General features: G+C 34.2%; 21 protein-coding genes and 2 pseudogenes. 3 read left to right on the top strand and 20 right to left on the bottom strand.

The features are described 5' to 3' along the window. Positions 1-87: 87 nt before the first annotated feature. Positions 88-594, bottom strand: coding sequence for a hypothetical protein (locus QWY87_RS03855; protein ID WP_290288427.1), 507 nt, complete (start codon positions 592-594; stop codon positions 88-90). Between the two features lie 259 nt (positions 595-853). Between QWY87_RS03855 and QWY87_RS03850 the strand changes: the two genes are divergently transcribed. After that, the gene (locus QWY87_RS03850) at positions 854-1,213 is read left to right on the top strand and encodes a hypothetical protein (protein WP_290288425.1); all 360 of its coding nucleotides are present in this window, start codon (positions 854-856) and stop codon (positions 1,211-1,213) included. A 408-nt stretch (positions 1,214-1,621) separates the two neighbouring features. On the opposite strand, the gene QWY87_RS03845 is transcribed toward QWY87_RS03850, so the two are convergent. The 19 genes and pseudogenes from QWY87_RS03845 to QWY87_RS03760 form a co-directional block, all read right to left on the bottom strand. After that, positions 1,622-3,979, bottom strand: coding sequence for a GumC family protein (locus tag QWY87_RS03845; RefSeq protein ID WP_290288424.1), 2,358 nt, complete (start codon positions 3,977-3,979; stop codon positions 1,622-1,624). Between the two features lie 40 nt (positions 3,980-4,019). Continuing rightward, complete coding sequence (locus tag QWY87_RS03840; protein WP_290288420.1) at positions 4,020-5,411, bottom strand: undecaprenyl-phosphate glucose phosphotransferase; 1,392 nt, start codon at positions 5,409-5,411, stop codon at positions 4,020-4,022. 78 nt (positions 5,412-5,489) lie between these two features. Beyond that, positions 5,490-6,671: a glycosyltransferase family 4 protein gene (locus tag QWY87_RS03835; protein ID WP_290288417.1), complete on the bottom strand. Its 1,182-nt coding sequence runs from the start codon at positions 6,669-6,671 to the stop codon at positions 5,490-5,492. Between the two features lie 10 nt (positions 6,672-6,681). After that, on the bottom strand, positions 6,682-8,049 hold the full coding sequence (locus QWY87_RS03830) for a nucleotide sugar dehydrogenase (RefSeq protein ID WP_290288415.1): 1,368 nt from the start codon (positions 8,047-8,049) through the stop codon (positions 6,682-6,684). Positions 8,050-8,079: 30 nt separating this feature from the next. After that, a complete protein-coding gene (locus tag QWY87_RS03825; protein WP_290288413.1) occupies positions 8,080-8,619 on the bottom strand; it encodes an acyltransferase in 540 nt (179 codons plus the stop codon). A 4-nt stretch (positions 8,620-8,623) separates the two neighbouring features. Continuing rightward, positions 8,624-8,779, bottom strand: a pseudogene (locus tag QWY87_RS17895) (DapH/DapD/GlmU-related protein); the annotation flags it as partial. An 87-nt stretch (positions 8,780-8,866) separates the two neighbouring features. Further along, positions 8,867-8,959: pseudogene (locus QWY87_RS17890) on the bottom strand (acyltransferase); the annotation flags it as partial. A gap of 157 nt (positions 8,960-9,116) precedes the next feature. After that, positions 9,117-10,289, bottom strand: coding sequence for a prenyltransferase/squalene oxidase repeat-containing protein (locus QWY87_RS03815; protein ID WP_290288408.1), 1,173 nt, complete (start codon positions 10,287-10,289; stop codon positions 9,117-9,119). After that, positions 10,276-11,319 carry a glycosyltransferase gene (locus QWY87_RS03810; RefSeq protein WP_290288404.1) on the bottom strand — a complete coding sequence of 348 codons (1,044 nt, stop codon included), beginning with the start codon at positions 11,317-11,319 and terminating at the stop codon, positions 10,276-10,278. Before QWY87_RS03810 ends, QWY87_RS03815 begins: the two co-directional genes overlap by 14 nt. Positions 11,320-11,813: 494 nt before the next feature. Continuing rightward, on the bottom strand, positions 11,814-12,944 hold the full coding sequence (locus tag QWY87_RS03805; RefSeq protein ID WP_290288402.1) for a glycosyltransferase family 4 protein: 1,131 nt from the start codon (positions 12,942-12,944) through the stop codon (positions 11,814-11,816). After that, on the bottom strand, positions 12,941-13,531 hold the full coding sequence (locus QWY87_RS03800) for an acyltransferase (protein ID WP_290288399.1): 591 nt from the start codon (positions 13,529-13,531) through the stop codon (positions 12,941-12,943). The genes QWY87_RS03805 and QWY87_RS03800 overlap by 4 nt, the downstream gene beginning before the upstream one ends. Beyond that, positions 13,521-15,035 carry a hypothetical protein gene (locus QWY87_RS03795; RefSeq protein WP_290288396.1) on the bottom strand — a complete coding sequence of 505 codons (1,515 nt, stop codon included), beginning with the start codon at positions 15,033-15,035 and terminating at the stop codon, positions 13,521-13,523. Before QWY87_RS03795 ends, QWY87_RS03800 begins: the two co-directional genes overlap by 11 nt. Position 15,036: 1 nt before the next feature. After that, complete coding sequence (locus QWY87_RS03790) at positions 15,037-16,332, bottom strand: glycosyltransferase family 4 protein (protein ID WP_290288395.1); 1,296 nt, start codon at positions 16,330-16,332, stop codon at positions 15,037-15,039. Further along, positions 16,313-17,668, bottom strand: coding sequence for a lipopolysaccharide biosynthesis protein (locus QWY87_RS03785; protein WP_290288392.1), 1,356 nt, complete (start codon positions 17,666-17,668; stop codon positions 16,313-16,315). The genes QWY87_RS03790 and QWY87_RS03785 overlap by 20 nt, the downstream gene beginning before the upstream one ends. 56 nt (positions 17,669-17,724) lie before the next feature. Beyond that, positions 17,725-18,660, bottom strand: a complete 936-nt coding sequence (locus QWY87_RS03780) for a GDP-L-fucose synthase family protein (RefSeq protein ID WP_290288390.1) — start codon at positions 18,658-18,660, stop codon at positions 17,725-17,727. A 51-nt stretch (positions 18,661-18,711) separates the two neighbouring features. After that, positions 18,712-19,101, bottom strand: coding sequence for a GxxExxY protein (locus QWY87_RS03775; RefSeq protein ID WP_290288388.1), 390 nt, complete (start codon positions 19,099-19,101; stop codon positions 18,712-18,714). A gap of 19 nt (positions 19,102-19,120) precedes the next feature. Continuing rightward, the gene (gene gmd / locus QWY87_RS03770) at positions 19,121-20,248 is read right to left on the bottom strand and encodes a GDP-mannose 4,6-dehydratase (RefSeq protein ID WP_290288383.1); all 1,128 of its coding nucleotides are present in this window, start codon (positions 20,246-20,248) and stop codon (positions 19,121-19,123) included. Positions 20,249-20,516: 268 nt separating this feature from the next. After that, positions 20,517-21,164, bottom strand: coding sequence for a hypothetical protein (locus QWY87_RS03765; protein ID WP_290288380.1), 648 nt, complete (start codon positions 21,162-21,164; stop codon positions 20,517-20,519). A 1,103-nt stretch (positions 21,165-22,267) separates the two neighbouring features. After that, a complete protein-coding gene (locus tag QWY87_RS03760; RefSeq protein WP_290288378.1) occupies positions 22,268-23,050 on the bottom strand; it encodes a LuxR C-terminal-related transcriptional regulator in 783 nt (260 codons plus the stop codon). A 69-nt stretch (positions 23,051-23,119) separates the two neighbouring features. On the opposite strand from QWY87_RS03760, the gene QWY87_RS03755 reads away from it, so the two are divergent. Both QWY87_RS03755 and QWY87_RS03750 read left to right on the top strand, forming a co-directional pair. Further along, positions 23,120-24,475: a hypothetical protein gene (locus tag QWY87_RS03755; RefSeq protein ID WP_290288375.1), complete on the top strand. Its 1,356-nt coding sequence runs from the start codon at positions 23,120-23,122 to the stop codon at positions 24,473-24,475. 75 nt (positions 24,476-24,550) lie between these two features. Continuing rightward, positions 24,551-25,000 carry a Na(+)-translocating NADH-quinone reductase subunit F gene (locus QWY87_RS03750; RefSeq protein ID WP_290288371.1) on the top strand — a complete coding sequence of 150 codons (450 nt, stop codon included), beginning with the start codon at positions 24,551-24,553 and terminating at the stop codon, positions 24,998-25,000. Positions 25,001-25,141: the final 141 nt, after the last annotated feature.

Raw genomic sequence — 25,141 nt, 5'->3', positions numbered from 1 at the left:
GCAAATAAAAAGGCTTATAGCATCTAAAACTGTCAGTTTTATTGGCTTGAATAAGGTGTTTTATACTTCGGCTCCCGAAAGAATTAATCATATAAAAATCATTAGCAAGGCTAAGATAAGACCTGCTAATGTAAAATACATTCCTTTTTTAAAAATACTTGTTTTGGGCAGAAACATCCAAAAAGAAGAGATGACAAAAAACAATAAGGATGCCCCAAAAAAGATGTTCAGAAAAAACAAAGGTTTGTCTGTTGTAGCCTTATGCATAGCGGTCATTTTGTCTAGAATAAAAGGCAATTCTTTTTTAGTATAATTGGCCATACCCGTTTGAGAATTATAAGAACCCTCTTTAAAATAAACCAGGTCACCCTCTGTTTTGGTAGGCGTAAAATTCTTTATTCTCAAAGCCTTTCCAACTTCCTGAATAGTTGTCCCAGGCTCAAACTGTCTTTCTTTAGCAATGTCTTTCTTTAGAAAGTCAGTATTCCTAAAAATTAAAACGGTACCGCTCAAGGCATAAACTGCCATAATTCCAGCCAGGAAAAACCCAAGATAACGGTGGTAGATCCTCATATTTTTTTGTGTGTTTCCCATTGTCAATGCGCGTATTGATGTGTCAAAATTATAAGACCAAAAATAAGTAGATAGGTTTAATTATATATAGAATTAATGCAAAAAAAAGGATCACTTCACATGATCCCTTATTGTGATATACATCACGCAAACACTTATTATCGTTAAACACATTTTTACCATATTCTCAAATTCATGTTAACATAATATGATATTCTTTTTTATTATTCTTTTTTTTATTAATTTTATAAGAATCAATTCAACTATTAAATTTAAGATCATGGGTATAACAAAGAAAATCGCTGTATTGATCATATTTTTATTGACGTTTGGCGCTGGCATGGCGCAAACATCCAAAGATCAAAATAGTACAGTATCGTGGGAAGAAGTGCAGGTAGTGTATGACCTGAGTGAAGTAGCAGATATGACCATGGGCAAAAGGATGACCGAGACCATCAAAACCAGCCTCAATTTTGGTACCAAGTCTAAAGTGAAAAGAAATTGTTTGAAAGAACTACAAAAGAAAGCCGCCGATCAGGGCTATTCTGTGATCTATATTGATGAAGAAGCTTCAAAGGATAAGCGGTTTAATAAAAGAGGTATTGAAGTTACTTTAGTAGGGGTCGGGTTTAAGGGATAATTTTTTTCTTGCGTAGTAATTTGTGAGTTTTCTTTTTCAACTTGAAGTGATCAGATTTCTATATTAACATATAGATATTGTTTTTTGTCCTTTTGTCTTGAAACAAAAGAACGAAAAATTCAAGGCTGATTTCAATTCTCTGTAGCTTTACCTCCTTATTTTCTCCGCCGCAGCCTGAGTCGTTTCACTTGACGGCTGCTCCTCTTCCATCCTAAAATAAGTCAGAAGCTAAGACGAGAATTCAAATAGGCCGCTTAGGATACAAACAAAAATCGTTGTTTAGTAGAGTACTTCAACATTCGAAATTCCTTGTTCGATATTCGATATTCAATCTCATCAATGCGAGAATGAGGGAATGAGAGATGACTTCGACAATCTTCAATCTCCAATCTCCAATCTCCAACCATCCTACCCCGCTTTCTTCCACCAGGGTTTTTTAGTTTCAGTATACCCATACCCATAACTATAACCATAACCATAACCCTTTTTCTCGTAGTTGGTATCATTGATCAATACAGCCATGTTCGGTAATCGTTTGCTTTCAAACATTTTCTTAGGCACAGAAAGTAAGCGTTTATCCAGATAATTGGCACGAACCACATAGACAAACAAATCAGCCTGAGATCCAATTAAAAGGGTGTCTGTAACGATATTTACTGGTGCCGTATCAACGATCACATAGTCATAATTGGCCTTTCCATATTCAAGTACTTCTTCAAAACGACCGTTGGTCAATAGTTCAGATGGGTTGGGCGGAATGGGCCCTGAAGCGATCACATCCAATTTGCTGTCATTTGCATTGGTAATCACATCAGCTACTTGCATGTCATGATCTATCAAGAAATTAGTAAGCCCTGAGCTAGGGTTGATATTCAAATACTTTGAGATCTTTGGTTTACGGATATCTGCGCCAATGATCAATACTTTTTTATTGATCAGGGTCAAAGCATGTGCCAGGTTCAGTGCTACAAAGGTTTTTCCTTCACCACCAATAGTCGATGTCACAAAAATGCTCTTTCCACCATCTTTGTTAACAGGCAACATAAAACCTACATTGGTTCTAAGCAGCCTAAAGGCCTCTGCCACGTTATTGTTTTCTTTCTCGGTAATGATGATCTTTTTCTCAGAGCCCGTGGCTGGGATATCACCCAAAATTGGTGCAGGCACTTCCTTTTCAACCTCTTCTACCGTATGGATTTTATTGTCTAATAATGACCTGATATAGATGATAACAAAAGGAATCGCCAAGCCTAATATGATGGCAATCGCCAATACCATTTTTTTCTTTGGCCCAACGGGTTTGCTGCTACCATCAGCAATGTCAATGAGTTTGGCATTCGGGGAGGTCACTGCCAGGCTGATGGCATTCTCTTCACGTTTCTCCAAAAGATATAAATACAGGGTTTCAATGATCTGTTGTTTTCGTTTTATATCCTGAAACTCACGTTCCTGTTTTGGCGCCTCTGCTCTTTTGGCATTTAAACGATTTTCCTGGATGCGGGCCTCGTTGAGTTCAAAGGCTAATGAAGAACGCAAATTGACCAGACTTTGGTCAATACTTCTTTTTAAGTTGTTGATCTGGGCCTCTAAATTAATCACTGTAGGGTTCATTTGACTTGACCCTGTTAAGATACGGTTGCGTTCTAATAACAACTGGTTGTAATTCAACGTGCTTTGGCTGGTGGTTTCGTCTTTTAAACCCAGATTCGCGGGGATTAATTCATTTTGATTGTTAGACATATAATCTTGTACATAATCAATGAGTTTGAGCTGGGAGGTCAAGTCAACAATCTTTTTCTCGAGTTCAGAGTTAGACTGCAGCGTCAAACCTGCTTCATACTCAATATCTGTCAACTTATTGTCTGTTTTATAAGTTTCCACCCCTAGGTCAACAGAGGTCAATTCAGTTGAAATATCTTCTATCCTGTTATTGATAAAATCTTCGGTATTCTGAGCAATGAGCTTTTTATCATCAATGGCATCTTTATTATACTGAAATACCAGGTTGTTTAAAATATCCTGTGCCTTTACCTTGACCTCATCCTGCAAAGTCAATACCAGCACACTTGATTTTTTACTTTTGGTTTCAATGTTGATCCTTTCCAAATAATCATTGGCCACTGCCTTAAGCGGGCTTATTTTGATCATAGAACCCTCTCCCGGAATGATGTTTTCAACATGCAACGGGGTAATGATGATTTCTCCAAAATCACTCGCCATCAATTCACCAAACAATCCTTCTTTGACAAATTCATTCTCTGCGCTAAGCAATTCATAGGCTTCGGCTGATTTGGCCACTATGGTAAAGGAGGTATCCAGATTATAAAAAACGGTGTCTTTTTCTAGAAAATTGATCACAAATGGATTACCAACTTTGTATTTTTCCCTTGCCCTCACCTTTGCAATGGTATGGTAGGTAACATTAATGCCTAGTTCTTTAACAACCCGTTGCATCAGGGTACGCGTTGTCAAAACATCAATTTCAGTATCGATAGAGGTCTTGGAATCTCCCATCAAACCTAAATCTTTAAAGGCTTCTAGTTCAGAGGCGATACCACCACCCTTATCTTCGTCATCTATTAAAATGGCTGCATTGACTTCGTATTGATTCGGGGTATAGCGTAGGTAAACATAGGCTACCAATAGGGCCATGATGACCCCGAGCACAAACCATTTCCAAAGAAACAGGTACTTCTCCATACTGGCGCGGTAATTTACCGGCTCATCTTCTAAAAATAAATAGTTTAAAGGGTTTTCTTTTTGCATCTTTTCTGCTTATTATTTTTTAATACTTAATGTTATACTTTTAAAAAGCATTCTCTTCTTTGGTGAAAAATACCTGCCATACTGTTCTGAATATAATCTTGATATCTAAAAACACAGACCAGTTCTCGATATACCAGACATCTGCTTTGGCCCTGTTTTCTATATCTTCTTTTTTCTTGATCTCACCCCGATAACCATTGATCTGGGCCATCCCTGTGATACCCGGTTTGGCATAATGCCTCACCATATACTTATCCACGCTTTCCTGGTATTTATCGGTATGCTGCAGCATATGCGGTCTGGGGCCTACTACTGACATTTCATCAAACAGCACATTGATAAACTGGGGCAATTCATCCAGGCTGCTTCGTCTTAAAAAACTACCTAATTTAGTCACCCTAGCATCCCCTTGGGTAGCCATCCTGCTATCCGCATCCTGATTGACTGCCATGGTCCTGAACTTATAACAATAAAACGCCTTGTCATCTCTGCCCGAGCGCAATTGCTTAAAAAACACAGGGCCTTTACTCCCAGCTTTGATCAATATGGCGAGTAAAGGAAATAACCAACTGGCAATCAGTAGAAGTACTATGATTGCAAAAAGCAAGTCAAACAGGCGTTTAGCTATTCTGTTGGAAAGGCTTTCTAAAGGTTCTTTTCGCAATTTAAGGAGGGGCACATTATACACGTAATCCATAGCAAAATTCTGATTCAGATAGCTGGAAAAATTGGGCAGAATATGTACCCTGATCATATGCTTATCAGCAAAACGCATATACGCATTGATCAGCTCAGATTGTTCTCCTGGTAAGGCAATAAACAATTCATCCAGTTCCGATGTTAAGTCACTTTTAATCAAGCTATCTTCTGTTCCTTTATGAAAATCATGCATTGAAGATGGTAGTTTTTCATCTGTATAGATACCGGAAATTAGAAATCCGTTTTCAGGCTTAAGCAATACCTCGTTGATCAGCCTTTCTACTGGTTGTTTAAAACCCACAATGGCCACATTTTTAAAATTATGGCCGCTTTTTCTATAGGCCTTAAACATCACTGCCAACATACTATGCCACATTACGAGCATGGACCCGAAGAGCAAGATAGCGGTTACAAAAAAGGACTTTGAAAATTTATAATCAGTGACCAGATAGATCAAGGAGGCACTCACCATGGCAAAAACACCGACTGTAAAAACGGTTTTAGCTACAATCTTGTCTAGGTATAAGATGCGTGGCAGGTCAAATAATTTATAAAACAATGCAATACTAATCCAAAGGACCACCCAACCCAAAAACAACCAATAATAAAAGACTGGATCTGGAAAGGTCCCTCCAAAAACAAGGTAATCAGCTGTCAAAAAAGCATTGAACAACAGTACCACATCAATAAAAATGGCAGGGATGGGTAAGTATTTGGCTTTGCCTTTAGGCATGTATAAAAACTGTATGTTGAATTTTAACTAATTGAAATATTAAAAAATACTGTCCATTTATGAAGGAGTTAAGGTAACTCATGATAATATTCCATTGTAAAAATCTATTAACTTTTTGGATTCATATTCCCATGACAATTCGCTTAGGACCCTTGAATAACCTACTTCTCCCATTTTTTTTCGCAATTGCACATCATCAAGAAGAAGAAGTACTTTTTCGGCAAAATCTGTCGTATTAATAGCGTACAAAGAAGCATCTTGTGCCGAATATTTACCTTCCTTTAGATCAAATTGCACTATAGGTTTTTTAAGTGCCATGTATTCCATAATTTTATTCATGGTACTCAGATTATTCATCTCCGTCGGCTTATCAGGATTCACGCAAACATCTGCTGTGTTGAGCACGTCTAACAAAACCTTATCAGGGACCCTTCCATAAAAATCTACATAATCAGACAAGCCTTTCTCAGCAGACATTGTCTTCAGCAATTCCAGATCAGAACCACCTCCAACTATTGCTAGTTGAACATCTTGTCTTTTTTGAACAATCATCTTCATACTTTCAAGCAAAAGATCAATACCCTCCTGCTCACCTATAACCCCTAGATAGCCCAACAGATATTTACGTCCTTTTTTAAATTCATTTTTTGGTTCCTGTAATTTGAGTCTTTCTAACTTTGGTCCACTTCGAATTACTTGAACTTTATCGGGTTTCATGCCACCTCGTTCAATCGCAATTTTTTTATACGATTCATTGGTAGCGATGCTTGAAATGGCGTGTTTAAATGTTTGCCGTTCAAAATAGATCATCAACTTATAAAAAAAATCTTTCTTGTCATATTTAGCGATGTATAATTCAGGGTTAATGTCATGATGATCGAAAACATATTTCACACCATATTTCTTAAACCTTTTGGCTGTCAAATAAATTAAATCAGGAGGATTACAACCATGAATAACATCAAAGGGTTTCTTTTTATAGATTTTTTTTGCAAGTTTCATTTCCCAATAAATAGCTGCCCCATATTCAACTAAATAACCCAAAGCGCCTCTTGCTTCTAATGGTAATGGGTGACGATAAATTTCTATGCCTTCTAATATTTCAAAAGACTTTGTATATCCTTTCATCTGAGGGCAGATGATGCTAACTTCCATCCCACTTTCTTTTAAAGTGGTTGCTTCTTGCCATACCCTTCTATCAAAGGGGACAGGTAAATTTTCTACAATAAATAAAATATGCTTACCCTTAAGATGCTTCATTCTAGCTTATTTAGTTTAAAACAGTGTCTTCACTTGACACATAATTATTACTGTCAATATTTGTCGTTCCCCAATTAATTCCTATGTAATTGCTTTGCTCTAATAAGTCATCATTTATTCGAACAAAGTCAATAATCGTTTTATCATCATTAACATTTTCCAATATGCTTTTAAATTCTGCCTCATTCGTGTTTACTATCAAAACATCTGATTCCATTACTAATTGTTTAATGTCAGCAACCAATAATTTCGATAAATGCGGAATACGTGAATCGATATAATCCTTATTTGTTCCAGTCAACATAGTCAGGTTAATGTTTTTATCATAAATACTTATATCCGCGCCTTTCCCTAAAAGTGCCTCAACTACCCTTACGGCCGGGCTATTTCTTAAATCATCCGTTCCAGCCTTAAAACTTAAACCTAAAAAGCCCAGTTTTTTGTTTGGAAACTGCTGGATAATTTTAACGGCACGATCAATTTGGATCTCATTGGTTAAACCAATTCCATCCACTACCGGTGTTTTTACATATAAATCATGTGCCAAAGTCTGAAATCCATTTAAATCTTTAGGTAAACATGATCCACCATATGCAAAACCTGGTTTAAAATAATAATTTGAAATATTCAATTGTTTATCCTTACAAAAGATGTCCATTACTTCGTGAGAATCTATTCCTAACTCTGAGCAAACATTTCCTACCTCGTTGGCAAAAGATATTTTAAGTGCATGGAAGGTATTATTTACATATTTCATGATCTCAGCTACCTTTAGATCAGTGATTATGAGTTCTCCGGGTAAGGCTTTATACAATTTGGCAACCTTTTCAGCTGCAGCATTATTGTCAGAACCTATCAAGGTTAATGGAGGATTAAAGTAGTCCTGAACCGCGCTACCTTCTCTCAAAAACTCTGGATTATCAACAATAGCAAAACCTTCATTTCGTTTTTTCCCGGAAGCATCGGCAATAATTGTAGCCACTTGATCACAAGTACCCGGTAAAACTGTAGAGCGCAAAGCCACAATGTGCATTCCATCTTTGTGTCTCATTGCCTTCCCTATATTCTCTGCTACGTTAAATATATATTTGAGATTTAAATGCCCTTGCGGGGTAGAGGGTGTGCCTACTGCAATAATACTTATGTCAGTTTTTTCAACTGCTTCGGCAGCAACTGTTGTCGCCATAATACTGCCTTTTTGATGTTGTTCGGCAATAATTTTATCAATGTCTTTTTCAATAATAGTAGGCTTGCCCCTATTGATCAAATCAACTTTATTTTGATTAACATCTACACCTATAACGGTGTGCCCATTTTGGGCTAAACATCCTAAACTAACGCATCCTACATAGCCTAAGCCGAAAATACTAATATTCATTGCTAATAATTTTTTTATTAATGCTAAAACCTAAATTGAAAACCAATAATGCTTAACCTTTCTTTCTGTATGAAGATTTGCTCTGTCTTTAACTTTTTTGGCCGGATTGCCCCCGACTACAGTCATTGCTGGCACATCCTTAGTTACAACAGCGCCGGGAAGAACAACAGCTCCTTTATGGATTGTTACCCCAGGCATTATAAGGGCATTCGCAAATACAATTACGAAGTCCTCAAGTTTAACGGAATTTCCTTTTGTTACAAAATGGCTATCGTTGATATCGTGCCCCAAAGTATATATTTTGCTATTGTGCGCAACAACTACGTGATTCCCAATCTCAATTCCCCGGCGATTATCAAGATAGACACCTGAATTAATGATTGAATTTGTTCCTATTCTTAATTTTCCAAATGAAAAAAATCGAACGTTTTGCACCGATGTTTTCCAGCTAATTTTGTAACCTGCAAACGCATAGAGAATGTGTCTGATAGAGAGAGGTAAAAAGATAAAATGGAGAATATTAAATCCTTTTATTAGAAAATAGAAAACCTGAAGCTTAATTCTTTGCATCTGTTCTGTATTTAATAACTTTCGCTGGTACACCGCCTACTATAGCAAAATCAGGTATGTTTTTTGTCACTACACCGCCTGCTGCGATTATAACATGATTGCCAATTTTTACACCAGGTGTAATTACAACATTAGCACCAATCCAAACATCATCACCAATAATTACATTTTCGTCAATAATTTCTTGGAGGGCAATAGGAATATCCAAATCTTGATAACCATGATTTTTAGTATATATCTGGACGCCAGGGCCCATAATTACATAATCACCAATTTTTGTATTGGACTGAATAATGCAGTTTGTCCCAAGTTCTGAATTATTCCCTAATTCAATAAACATTGAAACGTCTGCATTGCGTTTTACTCTCACATCATTACCACATTTATTTAAGAATCCTTCAACTAATAGCTTTCTTAATCGTGGAGTAATAATTGCATAAGGTCGATATATCTCTGGCGTAAAACGGAATAAGCTGATGTATAAAAAATAAAGTATTTTACGAATTATCATTTTGATATAGATAAAGTTCTGAATATTTTAACGCAACTAACATTGGGCTTGTTGACCAGCGAAGATATGATTGTTTATATAGGAAGCTCCTTTCCTTCTTATAGTAAAAAAATCCTTTTTTATCATAAAGAACATTTATGGTGTTTTCAATAACCTTTTCAAGCAATTCTTTTTCATTCCATTTTAACCATAAGCCCACAGTTGCAATTGTTTGAATGGCTTGGGCACAATTCTGAGCTTCTACCGGATATTTATCGCTTTCTATAAAGTATTTTGGAAAGCCATCTTTGGTAAACATATTTATTATGTAAAACTTCCATGCTTTTTTTAAACAAGTATAAAGTTCATCTGATTTATAACCATGCGAATAAACATAAGCTAAAGATTCAATAATAAATCCACTATGAAAACTGTCAATCCATTTTCCTTTCGAGAGACGCGAGTAATACCAGCTTCCATCTTCATTTTGTTCTTCAATTAATAGTTGTATAAGCTGTTTAATTATCTTAATATCAACTAGTTTAAATTTTAAAGTATAATGAGCTTTACACAGAAAATAGGCTGTTAAGGCATTGACATTATATGTTGGTGCTTTCTGACCCGGGTAATAGGAGAACCATCCTTTATGTCCTTCATCCTTAAACTTAAATACAGTGAAAAGTGATTCAATTATTTCTTGTACTACACTTCCTGCTAATTTGTCATTACTTTGACTAATATATTCACAGATGGAAATTCCTGTTGTAGTTGTATTATATATATTAGGCGTATTTGAATCAGCACTAATGAAACGTGAAGTGTAGGGAAAATTTAAACCCCATACCATATTATTTCCCTTATTTTTTAGTTCAAGAACCTGTTTGTATGAGTTTCTGCTCTTGTCCTTATCTCTATTTAGGGAGAAATACCACAATAAATCTGATACTAGCTTAGTATGAACCATTTTTTTCATCCCAAGCCAATGTAAATTTATAGGAGACTTTGCGTTAATTTGAATAGCAATCCTTCTTAATAATGAATATTTTTTTGTCAAATTACTTATCCAAGAACTAGTTAATGCATCAAATAAATCGAAAGATTTATATCTCTTTTTCTCAATGTGAGCAATACATGAAGAAATTATATCAACCAATTCACAATGTAGCTTATATTTGATCATAAATCGCATTTAGTCTCAGCCTAACATTTTCAGGGTGAAATATTTTACTTTTTTCAATATTATTTTCAGATATTCGATTGTATTCATAATTGGAATCAACTAGTTCTTTAATTTTAGAAGCATAATCTTTAGGCTCTAAACTTTCAAGAAGGTAACCATTTTCACCATTTATTATGATATCTGGAATGCCACCAACTGGTCTAGATAAAATTGGTAAACCATACATCATACCTTCTAATAGAGTTAGAGGTAACCCTTCTGGATGTTCTGAAGGGAAAAACATTAAATTTGACCTTTCTAATAGATTATGCTTAGAAATTTCAGTAACATAACCTACCCATTCAATAGACTTGTCGTCTGCAATAATTACCTTAATCTTTTCTTCTTCTTTTCCACTTCCAGCTATTAACAACCTGTATTTTTGTTTGTTCCTATTTAAAATTCGTAAAGTCTCAATAGCAATATAAACCCCTTTTACCTTTTCAAGCCTTGATAAAAAAAGTAGATTAATAAGTTCAGATTTATTTATATTTTTTGGATGTTGATTTATAATATATTTATTTTCTGCACTATTTGTTTCAATTACAATTCTATTATTGTAACCAAATTTACAAAGTTTGCTTTTAAATAACTTTCCCAATACAATAGTCACTTGAGCTTTTAGAAATGTTCTTTTCAATACCCATTTTAAAAATGCATTATTAATAATTTTTTTTTCATAGGTTTCATCCCAACCATGCCAATAAACAACCAGTTTTTTAGAGAATAATAAAGTTAACCAAGCAAAAAGAGAATCTCGTAAGAAGGATTTTCTGTTTAAAGAAGGATTTAAATGAACTAAACCAACTGATTGAATTTTTATAATAAATTCGATATATTTCATTGGAAGTCTCAAAAATAAAGGAAGCTTATTACTTAAAATAAACAATGAAATATTTGAATAATTTTGTTCAATTTTTAAAATGTTAAATAATGCTGCAACACCTCCAGGTTTTTTTAGTTCTGGAACAATAATTAGTACTTTTTTCATGTAAACAATTAGGGATAAATTTCTTTCTTTTGATAAAGTTTTCTGGTAGCCACTCCTAAATTTCACATTTAGGGATATCTTTTATTTCAACTAAAACTCCTGCAATTATAGAATATTCAACATTTGTTATTGGCTTTGTAATAATTGTGTGTTCACCTATAAATAGATACTTCCTGAATTTCCTTTTTCTACGAGTAAAAGTCTTTCTCCATCAGGCAATTAATTCCTTATCGATGAAATTATGATATAAGAAATGTTGTTTTATCCGTATAAAGTAACTTCCCTTTACTAATTACACCCATTTCAAATAAAGCAATTATTACAATAGAAAAATTTCCACCTTCACTAAACTGACACCATTGGTTAAAACTTATAATATTTGATCGACCATTCAGATTAAACAATAACAAAGTGCTTTTTATACTCATCAATCACTTGCTCAATAGAGAATTTCTTAGATGATTTTTCAAATAATTCGACTCTTAAATAACCTATTATTTTCTAATAATTCTTTCCATAAAGCCCTCTAATTCTAAACCAATTTTTTCAATTGAAAAATTTTCTAAACAAAATAATCTTCCTCTCTTGCCAATTTCAATAGCTTTTGCATAATTAAAAATGATCTTTTCCATAGTTTCTGCAATTGAATTAACACTTTCAGGTACTGCAAAAAAGGCATTTTCATTGTTTTTCAAAAGAAAAGGTATATCACTTACTGTTGTTGTTAATACAGGAATACCAAATGACAAATATTCCGCAAGCTTAAATGGGAATCCATTATTTGCAAAAGCACTATTTGAACGAGTAATGCATAACACATGCGACTTTTTTAAACATGAAATCATTTCATTTTCAGGAAGAAACCCCATATATGTAATTTTTTTATTATTTTCCATTTTATCCAAACATTCATTGAAACATTGACCATGCCCCTTGCCTGTTAAATAAAGATGAATATTATCTGTCTTTTTAGAAAGTAAATTAAAAGCTTCTATAAGATCTAAAACCCCATCCTTTGGACCAAAACTTCCTGAATAGAAAAAATTAAAAGTTTCAATTGGATAAATAAAATGATTATAATCTTGCTTCTCAACAGAATTATATATTTTTATAATAGGCAAGTCAAATCGCTTATATTTTCTATCTAAATTTTCAGAAATAACTATAACTCCCGAGCAATATTTTGATATATTTTTTTTAAACCATTTATCAATCGTTAAACTTAATTTTTGATTCCTGGACAAATCGGACTGGTGGGAGAAATCTTCAACAACATCGTGAATTATTTTATACCCTAACAGTTTTGCAAAAAAAACTGGAAATACAGCATATATTTCAACATTCGACTCAAGAAGTAAATAGTTTTCACTTTTCTTTCTTTTTATCAAATTCCAAAAAAATGAGATCCAATAAATAGGGTAACGAAATAGATCAAAAAGGCTCTTCTGCTCATTCGTCTGAAAATTTAAATTAAAACTATAACTTGAGCCCCAAGAAGAGAATGTTATTACAAAAACGTTGTGTTTATTTTGCAAATACTTTACCTGATTTAAAACCCTTTTAGATCCTGCAGATAGAAAATTTTCATTCAAAGTGTATTTACCAATGTATATAATATTTTTCACAGCGATCTTAATTCTTTACATGGATTCCCTGCCGCTATTACATTTGCGGCTATACTCTTCGTCACAACGCTACCTGCTCCTATTAGACTATTCTCGCCAATCGTAACTCCTTTTAAAACTTTGGCCCCCTCTCCTAGCCATACGTTATCTCCAATAATTACATCTTTAGGTGCACCACTGCGAATATCATCAAGATGCCAATCGGCATCTGTAATCAATGTATTAGCCCCGCATTTTACATTAGCTCCTATCTTAATACTTTTAAAAGCTCCTATCACAGTACCGCTAAAACCACAATTATTCCCGATTTCAACTGATGCCTGATATTTTGAATTCATAGTACTTATGGAGCACGGTCTATTTATACCGATTAAATTTGAATTTTTTCTGGATCTGAACTCACAATTATCTCCTATTTCTATTATGGTATCCGGAAATTTTTCAAAATGACATTTTCCATCAAACTTTGAATCTTTTCCCAGTTTTATACCCCACCAAAGTGCAGAAATGTAGTTGCGTTTACCCCAGAAAAAATGTAATCTTCTGCTTACAATGTTTATGGAATGTTGTAGATTTCTATAGCGCATTTTTTTCATGTATTATTAGAAATTGCTGCATATTACTATAATCTGATAGTTTTGTGTATATAGCAATGATTGCAAAAAAAGAAATAATGGGAATAGTAGTTATATCAATTTGGTATAGAAATGCTGCTAGTATGGAAAAAGATACATATATATTTAACATACTTGATTTCAGCAAATCAAATTTGTTCCTATTTTTTTTGTTGTTTAACCTGAACCATTGAATAATAGCAGTGATTAATAGAATAAATCCTAACAATCCACTCATTGCAAACTGTCCTATCAACCCTGATCTACTTCTAGTTAAATTATTTAACTGCATTAAAGGGGTGTCTTTACTCTCAATAAATCCCATTTTTCCGTTAAATGTGTAACCCTGAATGCCATATCCCCAAATTAATTGCGTAGGGTCGGTAGCGATGAAGTCTTCAGTAATATAAGTGAAGCCTTGGATTTTACCCCAATCTCCAATATTAGCTATGATCAAATCTTTTGATGCTTTAGCTTCATTTTCATAAACTGCAGAAAGATTTGTTCTTGAACCTCCCGTTTTAGCACCATAGTATTCATAATATGTATTCCAAGCCTTAAAAAAAACCATTCCACTTAATGCTATAATTAGTATAAAAAAGAAATAACGTTGGATATTCAATTTGAATACGTTTTTTTTTCTATATAGAAATAAAAATAAATAGCCTAACATTAAAATAGTTACTCCCATTATTGTTTTTGAATCGATCATTGCAAACTGAAGGAAAATAATAGCTGTTAATATTAGGTAGGATTTATTTTTTGTAATCGACCAGGTGATCAGAAGAAATAATGACATTAATGCAGCATACCATGAAACAATATGGCCTGCTCCTGGGCCAAATGTACCACTAGCGGCATCATCTAACCCGGCCAACCACTCATACTGCCCGCCGCCACCATCATCCATCATCTTTGACGGAGGAGAAATTAATTCTGATACCTGAAGAAATGATACCATTGTCTGAAGAATAGCTGCTGCAACGAATAGATTCAGAATATTTTGATATTGACGGATACTTAATAAACTGGACCTCAATAACAAATATAAAAAGAAAAATGAGCTTAGAGAAACAACTACAAAGGGTGATTGAGAATGAAGTATGGCGCTTAATAATGTAATAAATAAAAAAACTATCCATGTTTTAAGATATTGTGATTTTAATACTTTCAACGGAATTCTATTATAAAAAAAAATGAATATAACAAATAGTAAAAATGGAGGTTTCGCAATATATTTTGAAATAATCCCAATAGATAAGAAACCTTGTCCTAAATAAAAATTATAAATAAAAAACCAAATTAGAAATACTTCAAGTGCTTTATATAAATTTTTTGTAACTCCAAAAAAAATAATAAAACTTACAAATAATATGGCAACTATATCTTTTAAAACTGTGCCCGCCAGTAGAATCATTGTAAAAACAATTAAATACTTGGCAATAGCTTTATAACTTAGGAAGTCAATTTTCAGCATTCTAAATTTTCTGATTTATTATAGTTTGATAGGTGTCTATTAATTCCATAACAATTCTTTGTTTATCATGCCTTTCATACGCACGGTTTCGAGAATTTTTTGAATAGCGACTTGATTTTTCAAAATCTGCTGAAAGCTCTTGAATTGCCCCTGCAAAAGAATAAGGATCACCATCTTGAACCAAAATTCCTTCTCTACCATTTTCTAATATTGAATTGGTTCCTCCAGCAAATGATGCAATCGAAGGCAATCCGAGAATCATAGCTTCGCAAAGGCTATTTGGACTATTTTCAATGTGGCTCACTTGGCAATAGATATCTGCAGATAAAAGCAAATCTACGATCTCAGTTTCATTTTTTTCACCAAATAATTTGATGCAAATATTTTCGGGTTTTATTTTTAACCATTTTTGAGTAAGTAATACTATCTCACTTTTTTCATTTAAACCAATCACTTGCCATTCAAAGTCAAAATCGCGATACTTGGAGAGAATGTTAGCGGTTTTGACTATGGTTTCAAAACCTTTGTAAACTGAATTGCTAGAAACAGTAACAATACGAATTTTTTTTTCAAACTGTGTTTTTTGCCATATCTTCTCATAGAATGAGGGCCTGAGCATTTCCTGACCAACAAAATAATTACTGTTTTGAGCTAATATTCTGGTTACTCTTTCATCCCAATCAGTTCTCCCAATAATGTTCTTACAAATTCTTAAAATTTCACGTTCACGGATAGAGTTTTTTCTAAGCTTCTGAAATTCATAATTTGCTGATTGCAATAAAATTTTGCTCCTTAGACTATTTAATTTTCTAGTAATATAAAATGGTATTCCTGAATAGAACTTCTCGACATATGGGCTTAATATTCCTTGCATTGAAATCACAACTGGAATAGTAGAATGATATTGAACTAATCCAAAATTATTCTCTGTTCCATGAACATGAATAACATCAGGATTTATTTGTTCAACAATTGCCATTAATTGAGAAATTTCAGCATTATTGTTATGATCCTTTTTTAAAAGACGTGCTTTGTAACGTTGAATTTTCGAACCACTATTCTTTAGAAAAATTGGATAAAACCAAACATTATTATGTAAAAAGGGTTCTGTGCTTTCTGAATAATAGAAAGCTACATGTAATTCTAAATTGTCTTTTTTTGACAATTCATGCTCTAACGCAGAAAGCCAACCGCCCCTGTTAAGACCAGGTGTTAGTTTTTCAGATGCAGAGCAAGGTGTATTTGCAAACCAAAGTATTTTCATTTTTGATTTTTCATTATTTGTTCCATATACCATATGCGCTATTATTAATAATTTTAAAAACTTGAATAGGTTCCTGAATTAGTGATGGTATTTGAATTAGGAGCATAGACATGACAATTCCAATCTCACCATAATAAGTGCCTAAAAAATATGCCAATGGAAAGAATAAAAATAGCTTAATTGAAATTAGAAATAATCCAAGTTTAAGCTTGCCTAAACCATTTATAAAGGTTGAGAATGGAGCAATTATAAGTTGTTGAATTAAATATAATGTAATTATTAAACTTAATGAAAATGGAATTATTAGTTTTTCACCAATCCATAATTGATAAATATAAGGGCTAATTATAAGGGCTAAAACTAAACCAATAACCATTACACCAGATAATATATTTAATTTTCTTAAACTGTTTTTAAGCCAAATAAAATCTTCTCTTACATAAGCGTCGGTTACTGCAGACCAAAACGGAGTTAGAATAATTCCAAAGATCATATTTACCATAAATAAATATTTAAAAGCAATATTATATGCGGCAACAGTTTCCTGATTAGAAAATTGAGCAATTAAAAAATTAGTAGTAGAAAAAAAAATTACCGAAGAAATTTGAAAATAAAAAAATTTAAACCCTAAGCCCAATAAATCTTTAGATTTAGATATATCAACATTTTTAATGGAAGGTGCATAAATTCTATAATCTTTTATAAAAAAGGCAAAAGTTGCTATGACAAGAACTATTACTGGTACAACACTTAAAACAGTAGCTAGATTAATTAATGACCCTTTTGTTATTTTTGTAAGGATATAGATAATTATTAGAGATAACAAATTACTCAAAGGTCCAAAAAGATTACTAATAGCAGGGCGTTGGTCTGCATTTAATATTGTACCAATTAAACTAAAGAAAAATTTCAATATAAAGAATACAAAAACTATTAATGCCACAATAGCTAGTTCATTTGTTTCAACAACTGTAGTATTTAGTATATTTTGCCAATTTAATAAAGGGTTTACTATTAAAAATAATATAATAATAACAAAAAGGACTGCACCTAAAATTGCATAAGTTGTACTTACGTATGTTTTTGCAAGTTTATGATCATTATTAGCAATAGCTTCGGTAAGATTATTTCGTAAACCGTTACCTAGACCAATGTCAAAAAAAGAAAACCATGCAATTATTGAACTTAATGTTAACCATATACCATATCTTTCCGGGTCTAAATAGTCAAGAATTAACGGTACAAAGGCGAGCCCAACAGCTATACTTATTCCTTTAATAAATAAAGAATAAATAATATTTTTTTTTGCTTTTACAGAACGTTCGTTCCCTTTAAAAAAGTTTTGTATATATATTTTTACATCTGCCAAAGGTGATTTTTGTCTAATTTAAATTTAGTATTGACATTCTGATGTCTTTCAATTATTTAGATTCCTAGATTATTCTTAGGGAACCAGTTATAAGTCATTAGGACGCCTTCTTCCAACCCAATTTCAGCCTTCCAGCCTAACTCATTCAACTTAGTAACATCCAACAATTTCCTTGGCGTTCCGTCAGGTTTTGTACTATCCCACTGAATTTTACCCTCATGACCAACAATTTTTTGAATGGTCTCAGCCAGTCGTTTGATGGTTACATCAGTACCTGTACCTACATTATACAAATGCTCGGGTAATTTATTTTCCAAGGCAAAAAGTACGGCCTTAGCCATATCATCTACGTGCAAAAATTCACGCATTGGTGTGCCGGAGCCCCAAAGGTTTACAGGAGCCTGTTTGTTTAATTTGGCCTCATGAAACTTTCTGATCATCGCCGGTAATACATGCGATGATTGCAGGTCAAAATTATCATTAGGACCATATAAATTGGTAGGCATCAGGCTGACAAAGTCTTTGTGATGCTGTTCCCTGATAGCCTGGCATAGTTTGATGCCTGCAATTTTGGCCAAAGCATAGCCCTCATTGGTAGGCTCTAAAGGGCCAGTCAACAGGTATTCTTCTTTAAGGGGTTGTGGAGCTAATTTGGGATAAATGCAAGAACTGCCCAGGAAGATGAATTTGGCAATCTCATGCTCATGAGCTGCCTGGATCAGGTTGTTCTGTATCTGTAGGTTTTGAAGTAAAAAACCGTATTGGTCCTGGCTGTTTGCCAGGATACCGCCAACCTTGGCCGCTGCATCAATAATGGCTTGGGGTTTTTCTTTGGCGACAAAAGCCTGTACGGCTTTTTGGTCACGGAGGTCAAGTTCAGTACTTATTTTTCCGATCAGGTTGGTATAGCCGGCTTTTTCTAAAGCGCACCATACTGCTGAGCCTACCATACCATTATGGCCGGCGACATAAATTTTTAAGCCTTTTTTCATTCTTTTTAAATTTCGCTAATAATAAGCAGATAACACGGATAGGCTTTCAGATCAAGCTTCAACGGTATGAATAACCCGCTTCCACTTTAAACTCGGTTCTCCAAAATTGATGAGGAAACCCAGCTGAAAATTAGTGGCCTTTAAATAATTAACCACCTGCTGTTTGCTATTGTTATGAATAAAATTCATTGACCTGACGTCAAGGATGATCGCATCATAACACACAAAATCAGCTATAAAATATTTTTGTAAAGGATCTCCCTCATAATAAAGGGATAACTTTTTCTTTTTTTCAAAGGGGATGTCATGTTTTACAAACTCTTTTTGCAAGACCTCTTCATATACTTCCTGTTCAAAACCCGAGCCCATCTTTTTATGGACGGCGATACACACGCCTAGAATCTTATAACTTTCTTCTTCAAATATGAGTTTACTTTCCATCAAGCCTAATTGTCAAATGCTATTCGTAATAGTTTAAGGTTTGATATCCGTTTTGATTTAAATACTGGTCTTTTTTCATTAGATCCAGGTCACTGGCTACCATTTCTTTGACCAATGCTTCTAAATCATATTCTGGCACCCAGCCCAATTTGGTTCGGGCCTTGGTGGTATCACCTATAAGTAAATCTACTTCTGTAGGTCTGTAATAGCTAGGGTCAACTGACAAAACTTCTTTCCCGATTTCTAGTTGATGATCAGGATGAGAACAAGCCTTGACATAAGCCTTTTCTTCAGCTCCTTCACCTACAAAATCAAGTGTAATACCCAATTCATTAAAACTCATGCGTACCATATCACGCACTGAAGTAGTCTTACCCGTTGCGATAACCCAATCTTCAGCTTCGTCTGCCTGTAAGATCATCCACATCATACGTACATAATCTTTGGCATGACCCCAGTCACGACGGGCATTTAGATTCCCGAGATAAAACTTATCCTGCAAACCCAAAGCAATTCTTGCCGCGGCTCTTGTGATCTTTCTGGTTACAAAAGTTTCTCCTCTTATTGGAGATTCATGGTTAAAAAGTATACCATTACAGGCATAAATACCATAGGCTTCTCTGTAGTTTACCGTAATCCAATAGGCATACATTTTAGCCACTCCATAAGGTGAACGTGGGTAAAATGGTGTGGTTTCTGATTGGGGTACTTCCTGTACCTTTCCAAAAAGTTCGGAAGTCGAGGCCTGATAAATACGTACCTTTTTTTCCATCTTAAGGATACGGATGGCTTCCAATAAACGAAGCGTACCAATACCATCGGCATTGGCCGTATATTCTGGCATCTCAAATGACACGTGCACGTGGCTCATGGCCGCCAGGTTATAGATCTCATCTGGTTGTACTTCTTGTATGATCCTGATCAGGTTGGTACTGTCAGTCATATCACCATAGTGCAACACAAAATTTCTGTTCTCTATATGTGGGTCCTGATACAAATGGTCAATACGGTCTGTATTAAAAGAAGATGACCTTCTTTTCAATCCGTGTACGATATAGCCTTTATGGAGTAAGAATTCACTTAAATAAGCACCATCCTGACCTGTAACCCCTGTAACAAAGGCAACTTTCTTTTTCTCTACATTCATAACTAAGGAAATTCTACTAAACTAACCATCGCAAATGACCAGCTTACGGTAACAAGGATGAGTACTACTAATAATACGATTTGATATTTTTTCATAAGTTGGAGGATTTTTATATGAAACTTAACTTCTTTTACGGCTTCGCCCTCCTGAGTCACATCTTATCATGACGTCTGGTAGGCTTTGTTATTTTAACTATCTCTTTTTTATCCGTGTAAGAGCTTCACGTTGTTCGATCCAATTGTTTTTAACTGAAATCTCTTCTAACTCCTTAGTTCAGGAAGTAAACAGCTCCAAGGCTGAATTGCTTATGATTATTATGTTCTTCGTTTCCATTAGCCCCTAATTTTGCCGCTAGATTCAAATTCATACCCCAGGTTTGTGAAAACCAATAATTAAATCCAAGACCTGTATTAATAGTTAATCTGCCTATAGCAGGTGATTCATATATGTCATAAGGAAAATCCTTTTTAACTGCTTTAAATTCTCCTATACTGTTATAACCAAAACCCAAAAACACGTAAGGGTCAAACTTATAGCTCCTCATGATGTCTCGAAATGAGAATTTCGCATTCAGATCGGCTGAAAAATAACTCGCATCACCGTCAACGATGTATGCCTTATTATAGACCTTACCTTCTTGGTATTTATTAGTTGAGATCATCGCTATAAAACTAAATTCATTGTTTAGGTAATACTCTGCAGATAGATAGAAGGGCATACTGAAGTTCCAGTTCTCAGAAGGATTTGAGATTCCTCCAATTACTTCCCCCGAATCATCTACCACATTAAAACCAGCTCCGAAGCTCCAGTTCTTTTCATAGTTTTCATTGAATTGGGCACCTACTTTTTGCGCATTGACACCTACTGCCCAAAAACTTAAAAAAAGTAACAGGCTAATCGATTTGATAATTTTCATTTTGTTTGATTTATTTTGTCTCATCAGTCAAAAAAATAGCCGATTTTGACCTTGACAAGACATAGCTATTTAAGAGTGTAAAACTACTTTGAGTCTTTTTTAAAAACAATACCCTCTCAGGGTATATTGCCACTTTTTTACATGATAAATATCATATAATCAGTGTTTTATCTTAAAATTGGAGTGCATGATGACAAGCGCCCTATTTAGGGGAAATGTCGCGGATAGTGCATCTCTTAAAAGAAGTTTTGAAATGGTGAATTGTAACATTTCAATTGAGATGCTTAGAAGGGGTAAATGTAAATTAGAGGGGGTTGCTGTGCAATACCCTCTGAGGGTATTTTTCAAGATTATTTCATGACTTTTGTCATATTATATTGGCTGTTCTAGGGCATTTAAAGAGCTGTGCTATTTTTTATCCTTTTGATGCAGTGGAAGGTTTCTATAATATCATCATAGATGATTTTCTTTTTGTCCTTTTGCCTTGATGCAAAAGAACGAAAAGATCAAGGCTGATTTTAATTCTCTGTAGCTTCATTTGTCTTTATTCAAATAATGAACTTAATAATATTCTTTATTCATTTTTTTTGCTTCTCCAAAAAAAACGAATCAAAAAAAAGGAGCCTTTTACGAGGTGTTTTTCAGGCTTTTCTATCGAACGCCTAAAAACCGTTTTCAAAGTGCTAAATTTTCTCCAAGCCTGCCTGTCGGCAGACAGGGTTTCAAAAATTATTTACGCACTTTTAAAACTACACTGACGTAAAAGATTCGGTCCAAAGAATGATTTTAGTTCCGGAGAATATTTCAAAAAACCCCACCTGATTGAAGTCGGAAGTTGTATTTAAGTTAGAAGTTTGTTTGGATGGAACCGCTGCGCGCCAGCAATAATGAACGGAACAACGGAAGTGCGTTCGAACTGAAAGGGAGAACAAGCATGAAGTTGTGGGAGTGAATGGTACGAAGTAATTGCCTCGTGCAGTGACTCCTTTTTTTGGTTCTTTTTTTGGAGGAGCAAAAAAATGAACAGAAAATATCATAACATAGTCTCCTATTGCTAGGAGACTATATTTCAATTGAGGAAAAAGTTCTAAAAATATTTTAATTTAGAGAATATCAAGTCTTTTACAATAAAGCAAAAGATCTAAAACAGTATTACAACTAGATTTTCTAAAGATGTTCTTGCGATGTGTAGCAATGGTATGATGGCTTACACATAACCTATCGGCAATCTCATGATTTGAGCCTCCTTTGTGAATTTCTTTGATCACATCGATCTCTCGCTTGGTAAATGGATTTTCGAATAAAGAATTGATGCCATTGCGGATCTCCTCTTCATCGATATTCTTTGATCGTATTGACCAGCTAACTGCTGTGGCAAGGTTGAGATATGAAATGTCCATTAACCTGGTCAGTGATTTTAAAAGATTGCCGTTTTTGTCTAATTCATAAACCGTTGACAGACTCAATAAATGAATATAGCTGCCGTCTTTCCGCTTTCTTCGATAAGTCATACTGAGTTGCAGATCAGGATCACTGCTATATGAATTGATCGCAATGGAAACAACGCTTTTTATGATCTGCTTGATCATGATAGCATCTTCATGATGGTATCCTTTAAATACAAAGTCAAAATCAACTTCGTCATCTTCAAAGCCCAACAATGATTTAAAACCTGACTTCAATAAAACCTTCTTTTTTTTATAATCAGTGATATAGCTGCATTCACCATTCAAGGATGCTATATTCGGCAAAGTTTTCTCTTTTAGACCATCTTGCTGACCATCGGCCAATAAAGTAGTAATCTGATCAAAAAATGACTTCATCTCAAATGGATCTACTTTTTCAAGTTTTGATTTCTGCTTCATTTTAGCACTATCTTTCATCATTGCGGCTTTTACTTTTAACTACAGCAAAATTAAAGCGTATATTTGGCATAATTATATACTCGCATATTAATGAGATTATTATTTTTAATAGTATTTATAGGGATTAACGCATTTTCACAGAAAATAAACCTTGGTGATCTAAGAGGTTTCCAAAATTCATCTCTAGATACTCTCAAACAAGAATTTTATGTATATATGGAAGATCGTATGCTAACGGTCAACCTGAATAATTTTAAAAAACACATCACTCCATTGACATATGAAGCAGGGCTTTCGCCTGGCAATGGATATTTAAGTTTTCTTCCTATTCGTATACAAGACAGTATTTATTTTGTCTCTTCGGCGGGTGGTATGGTTTATACGATCAAGAATGATACGATCAAAAGAATAGATAAATCATTTGACCATGGCATGCAATATGGAGCACAAGTTTTTGAGCATGATGATACGGCTTTTAAATACGGAGGCTATGGATTTTGGTCGAATCGTGATTTTTTCACCTATTATGATAAGAAACAGGATGAGTGGGAAGTTTACCATCCCATAAATTCAGAAATTATACCAACAGGAAGCGCCTTTTATTATTCTATCAAAAACAAAAATCTCTTTCATGTTTTTGGAGGAAGAATTGTAAACCCTGATAATCGCAGGCAACAATTAAATAATGATGAAGTCTGGACCTTTGACTTCAAGAATTCTACATGGGAATACCGCGGAAAACACGATCCGATCGATGAGCCGGAAATTAATATTTCTTTCGATAATAAACTGATCTTGATCAAAAAGAACCGCATGACCTTGATTGATGTTCAAGGCAACAGCAAAACTATCTACAACAATAGTCCTATTTCAGCTCAGACTAACGGCATTCGACATGCTGTATATGCCAATGGTAAATTCTACGTGATTATTACGAATACCACGGGCGCCTATTTAAATATTGTTGAAAAGGAAGATTTTTTTGGAAAAAAAATTAAAGAGGCCCGTTTTTTCAAAAATCAGGGTTACTGGTTCAAAAAAGGAGGTTTACTCTTATTGATCATGTCAGCAATTATTTTGATCTTATGGTTTCTCAAAAAGAAGTTTGTCGATAGAAATAAGATCAAACTGCTTGATAACGGGCTTCGTTACCATCTTAAATTTACTGAATTTGACCAGGAATCAATGAAGATCATTAAACTGCTGTTGTCTGAAAATGAGGTTCCTTCAAGCAGCATACTTCAAATTGTTGAAAAAGAACAATACAGCCCTGCCCATAATGAACGTATCAAGGTTCAAAAGATCAGTGATATCAACATAAAAATTGCCACTTTACTTGGTATACAAGAAGCGTTGATCACAAGTTTTAAATCTTCGAAAGACCGCAGGATACGCCTGTATAAAATGTCTAAAGAATATTTTAATCTTAAAGGATTTTCCAAGTAATTCGCTACTATTTTTAAAGCTCAAAAACCATTTCTTATTTTTTTTGTACCTTATAGCTTATCAAAAATCAACAAGATGCAGCTACCTTACAGACTAGAAATGGCCCTTGAAAAACTGTATAAGGCGTTTTATAATGATGAACTAGATCCAGAGAATTGTTGTCATTGCGCGGTGGGGAATATTTGTGATAATGTTGACGCCTGGAAACATTTAACTGATATTCACGGTTCAATTACATTAAATTATCTGGGTAGGCTAAATCAAACTATGGGTAAAAAAATCAATGGTTATTCACCACTTGAACTTTTAAGCATAGAAGCCGTTTTTTTAAAAGCTTGTGGCTATAGACTGTCTTCAAGAAACAGGTTAATTAAGCCTGCAAAAATTATTGATCATGAAATGATGTTTAAGGGGCTCTGCGCTGCTATTGATTATCTCTGTGCCCTTGACAACGTTGAAAATGTCATGGAACTTTATAAACGGTTTGATCTCACAGCTAAGAGGAAAGGAAGCGTTGTAGTCTAGTGATTTTAGATTGACGAATGTTGATTGTTGATCTTTGAAGTTTCATTCTCAAATCTCCAATCTTCAATCTCAAATCTCCAATCTCAAATCATATACCCTCATAAGGGTAAATTCTATTTAACCCTTTCTGTTTATGATAAT

This window comes from Lutimonas halocynthiae (genome assembly GCF_030409835.1).
GTDB lineage: Bacteria > Bacteroidota > Bacteroidia > Flavobacteriales > Flavobacteriaceae > Lutimonas > Lutimonas halocynthiae.
Note: the sequence above shows the minus strand (reverse complement) of the source record. Positions and strands in the feature narration are given on the sequence as shown.

What these genes read in the sequence shown, in the direction of transcription:
- QWY87_RS03840 (WP_290288420.1), bottom strand. Translation starts at nt 5,411, where the DNA reads ATGCCTAAAGGCAAAGCCAAATACTTACCCATCCCTGCCATTTTTATT.
- QWY87_RS03830 (WP_290288415.1), bottom strand. Translation starts at nt 8,049, where the DNA reads ATGAATATTAGTATTTTCGGCTTAGGCTATGTAGGATGCGTTAGTTTA.
- QWY87_RS03775 (WP_290288388.1), bottom strand. Translation starts at nt 19,101, where the DNA reads ATGGAAAGTAAACTCATATTTGAAGAAGAAAGTTATAAGATTCTAGGC.
- QWY87_RS03790 (WP_290288395.1), bottom strand. Translation starts at nt 16,332, where the DNA reads ATGGTATATGGAACAAATAATGAAAAATCAAAAATGAAAATACTTTGG.
- QWY87_RS03750 (WP_290288371.1), top strand. Translation starts at nt 24,551, where the DNA reads ATGCAGCTACCTTACAGACTAGAAATGGCCCTTGAAAAACTGTATAAG.
- QWY87_RS03815 (WP_290288408.1), bottom strand. Translation starts at nt 10,289, where the DNA reads ATGATCAAATATAAGCTACATTGTGAATTGGTTGATATAATTTCTTCA.
- gmd (WP_290288383.1), bottom strand. Translation starts at nt 20,248, where the DNA reads ATGAATGTAGAGAAAAAGAAAGTTGCCTTTGTTACAGGGGTTACAGGT.
- QWY87_RS03780 (WP_290288390.1), bottom strand. Translation starts at nt 18,660, where the DNA reads ATGAAAAAAGGCTTAAAAATTTATGTCGCCGGCCATAATGGTATGGTA.
- QWY87_RS03835 (WP_290288417.1), bottom strand. Translation starts at nt 6,671, where the DNA reads ATGAAGCATCTTAAGGGTAAGCATATTTTATTTATTGTAGAAAATTTA.
- QWY87_RS03795 (WP_290288396.1), bottom strand. Translation starts at nt 15,035, where the DNA reads ATGCTGAAAATTGACTTCCTAAGTTATAAAGCTATTGCCAAGTATTTA.
- QWY87_RS03760 (WP_290288378.1), bottom strand. Translation starts at nt 23,050, where the DNA reads ATGATGAAAGATAGTGCTAAAATGAAGCAGAAATCAAAACTTGAAAAA.
- QWY87_RS03825 (WP_290288413.1), bottom strand. Translation starts at nt 8,619, where the DNA reads ATGCAAAGAATTAAGCTTCAGGTTTTCTATTTTCTAATAAAAGGATTT.
- QWY87_RS03850 (WP_290288425.1), top strand. Translation starts at nt 854, where the DNA reads ATGGGTATAACAAAGAAAATCGCTGTATTGATCATATTTTTATTGACG.
- QWY87_RS03855 (WP_290288427.1), bottom strand. Translation starts at nt 594, where the DNA reads ATGGGAAACACACAAAAAAATATGAGGATCTACCACCGTTATCTTGGG.
- QWY87_RS03810 (WP_290288404.1), bottom strand. Translation starts at nt 11,319, where the DNA reads ATGAAAAAAGTACTAATTATTGTTCCAGAACTAAAAAAACCTGGAGGT.
- QWY87_RS03755 (WP_290288375.1), top strand. Translation starts at nt 23,120, where the DNA reads ATGAGATTATTATTTTTAATAGTATTTATAGGGATTAACGCATTTTCA.
- QWY87_RS03800 (WP_290288399.1), bottom strand. Translation starts at nt 13,531, where the DNA reads ATGCGCTATAGAAATCTACAACATTCCATAAACATTGTAAGCAGAAGA.
- QWY87_RS03845 (WP_290288424.1), bottom strand. Translation starts at nt 3,979, where the DNA reads ATGCAAAAAGAAAACCCTTTAAACTATTTATTTTTAGAAGATGAGCCG.
- QWY87_RS03765 (WP_290288380.1), bottom strand. Translation starts at nt 21,164, where the DNA reads ATGAAAATTATCAAATCGATTAGCCTGTTACTTTTTTTAAGTTTTTGG.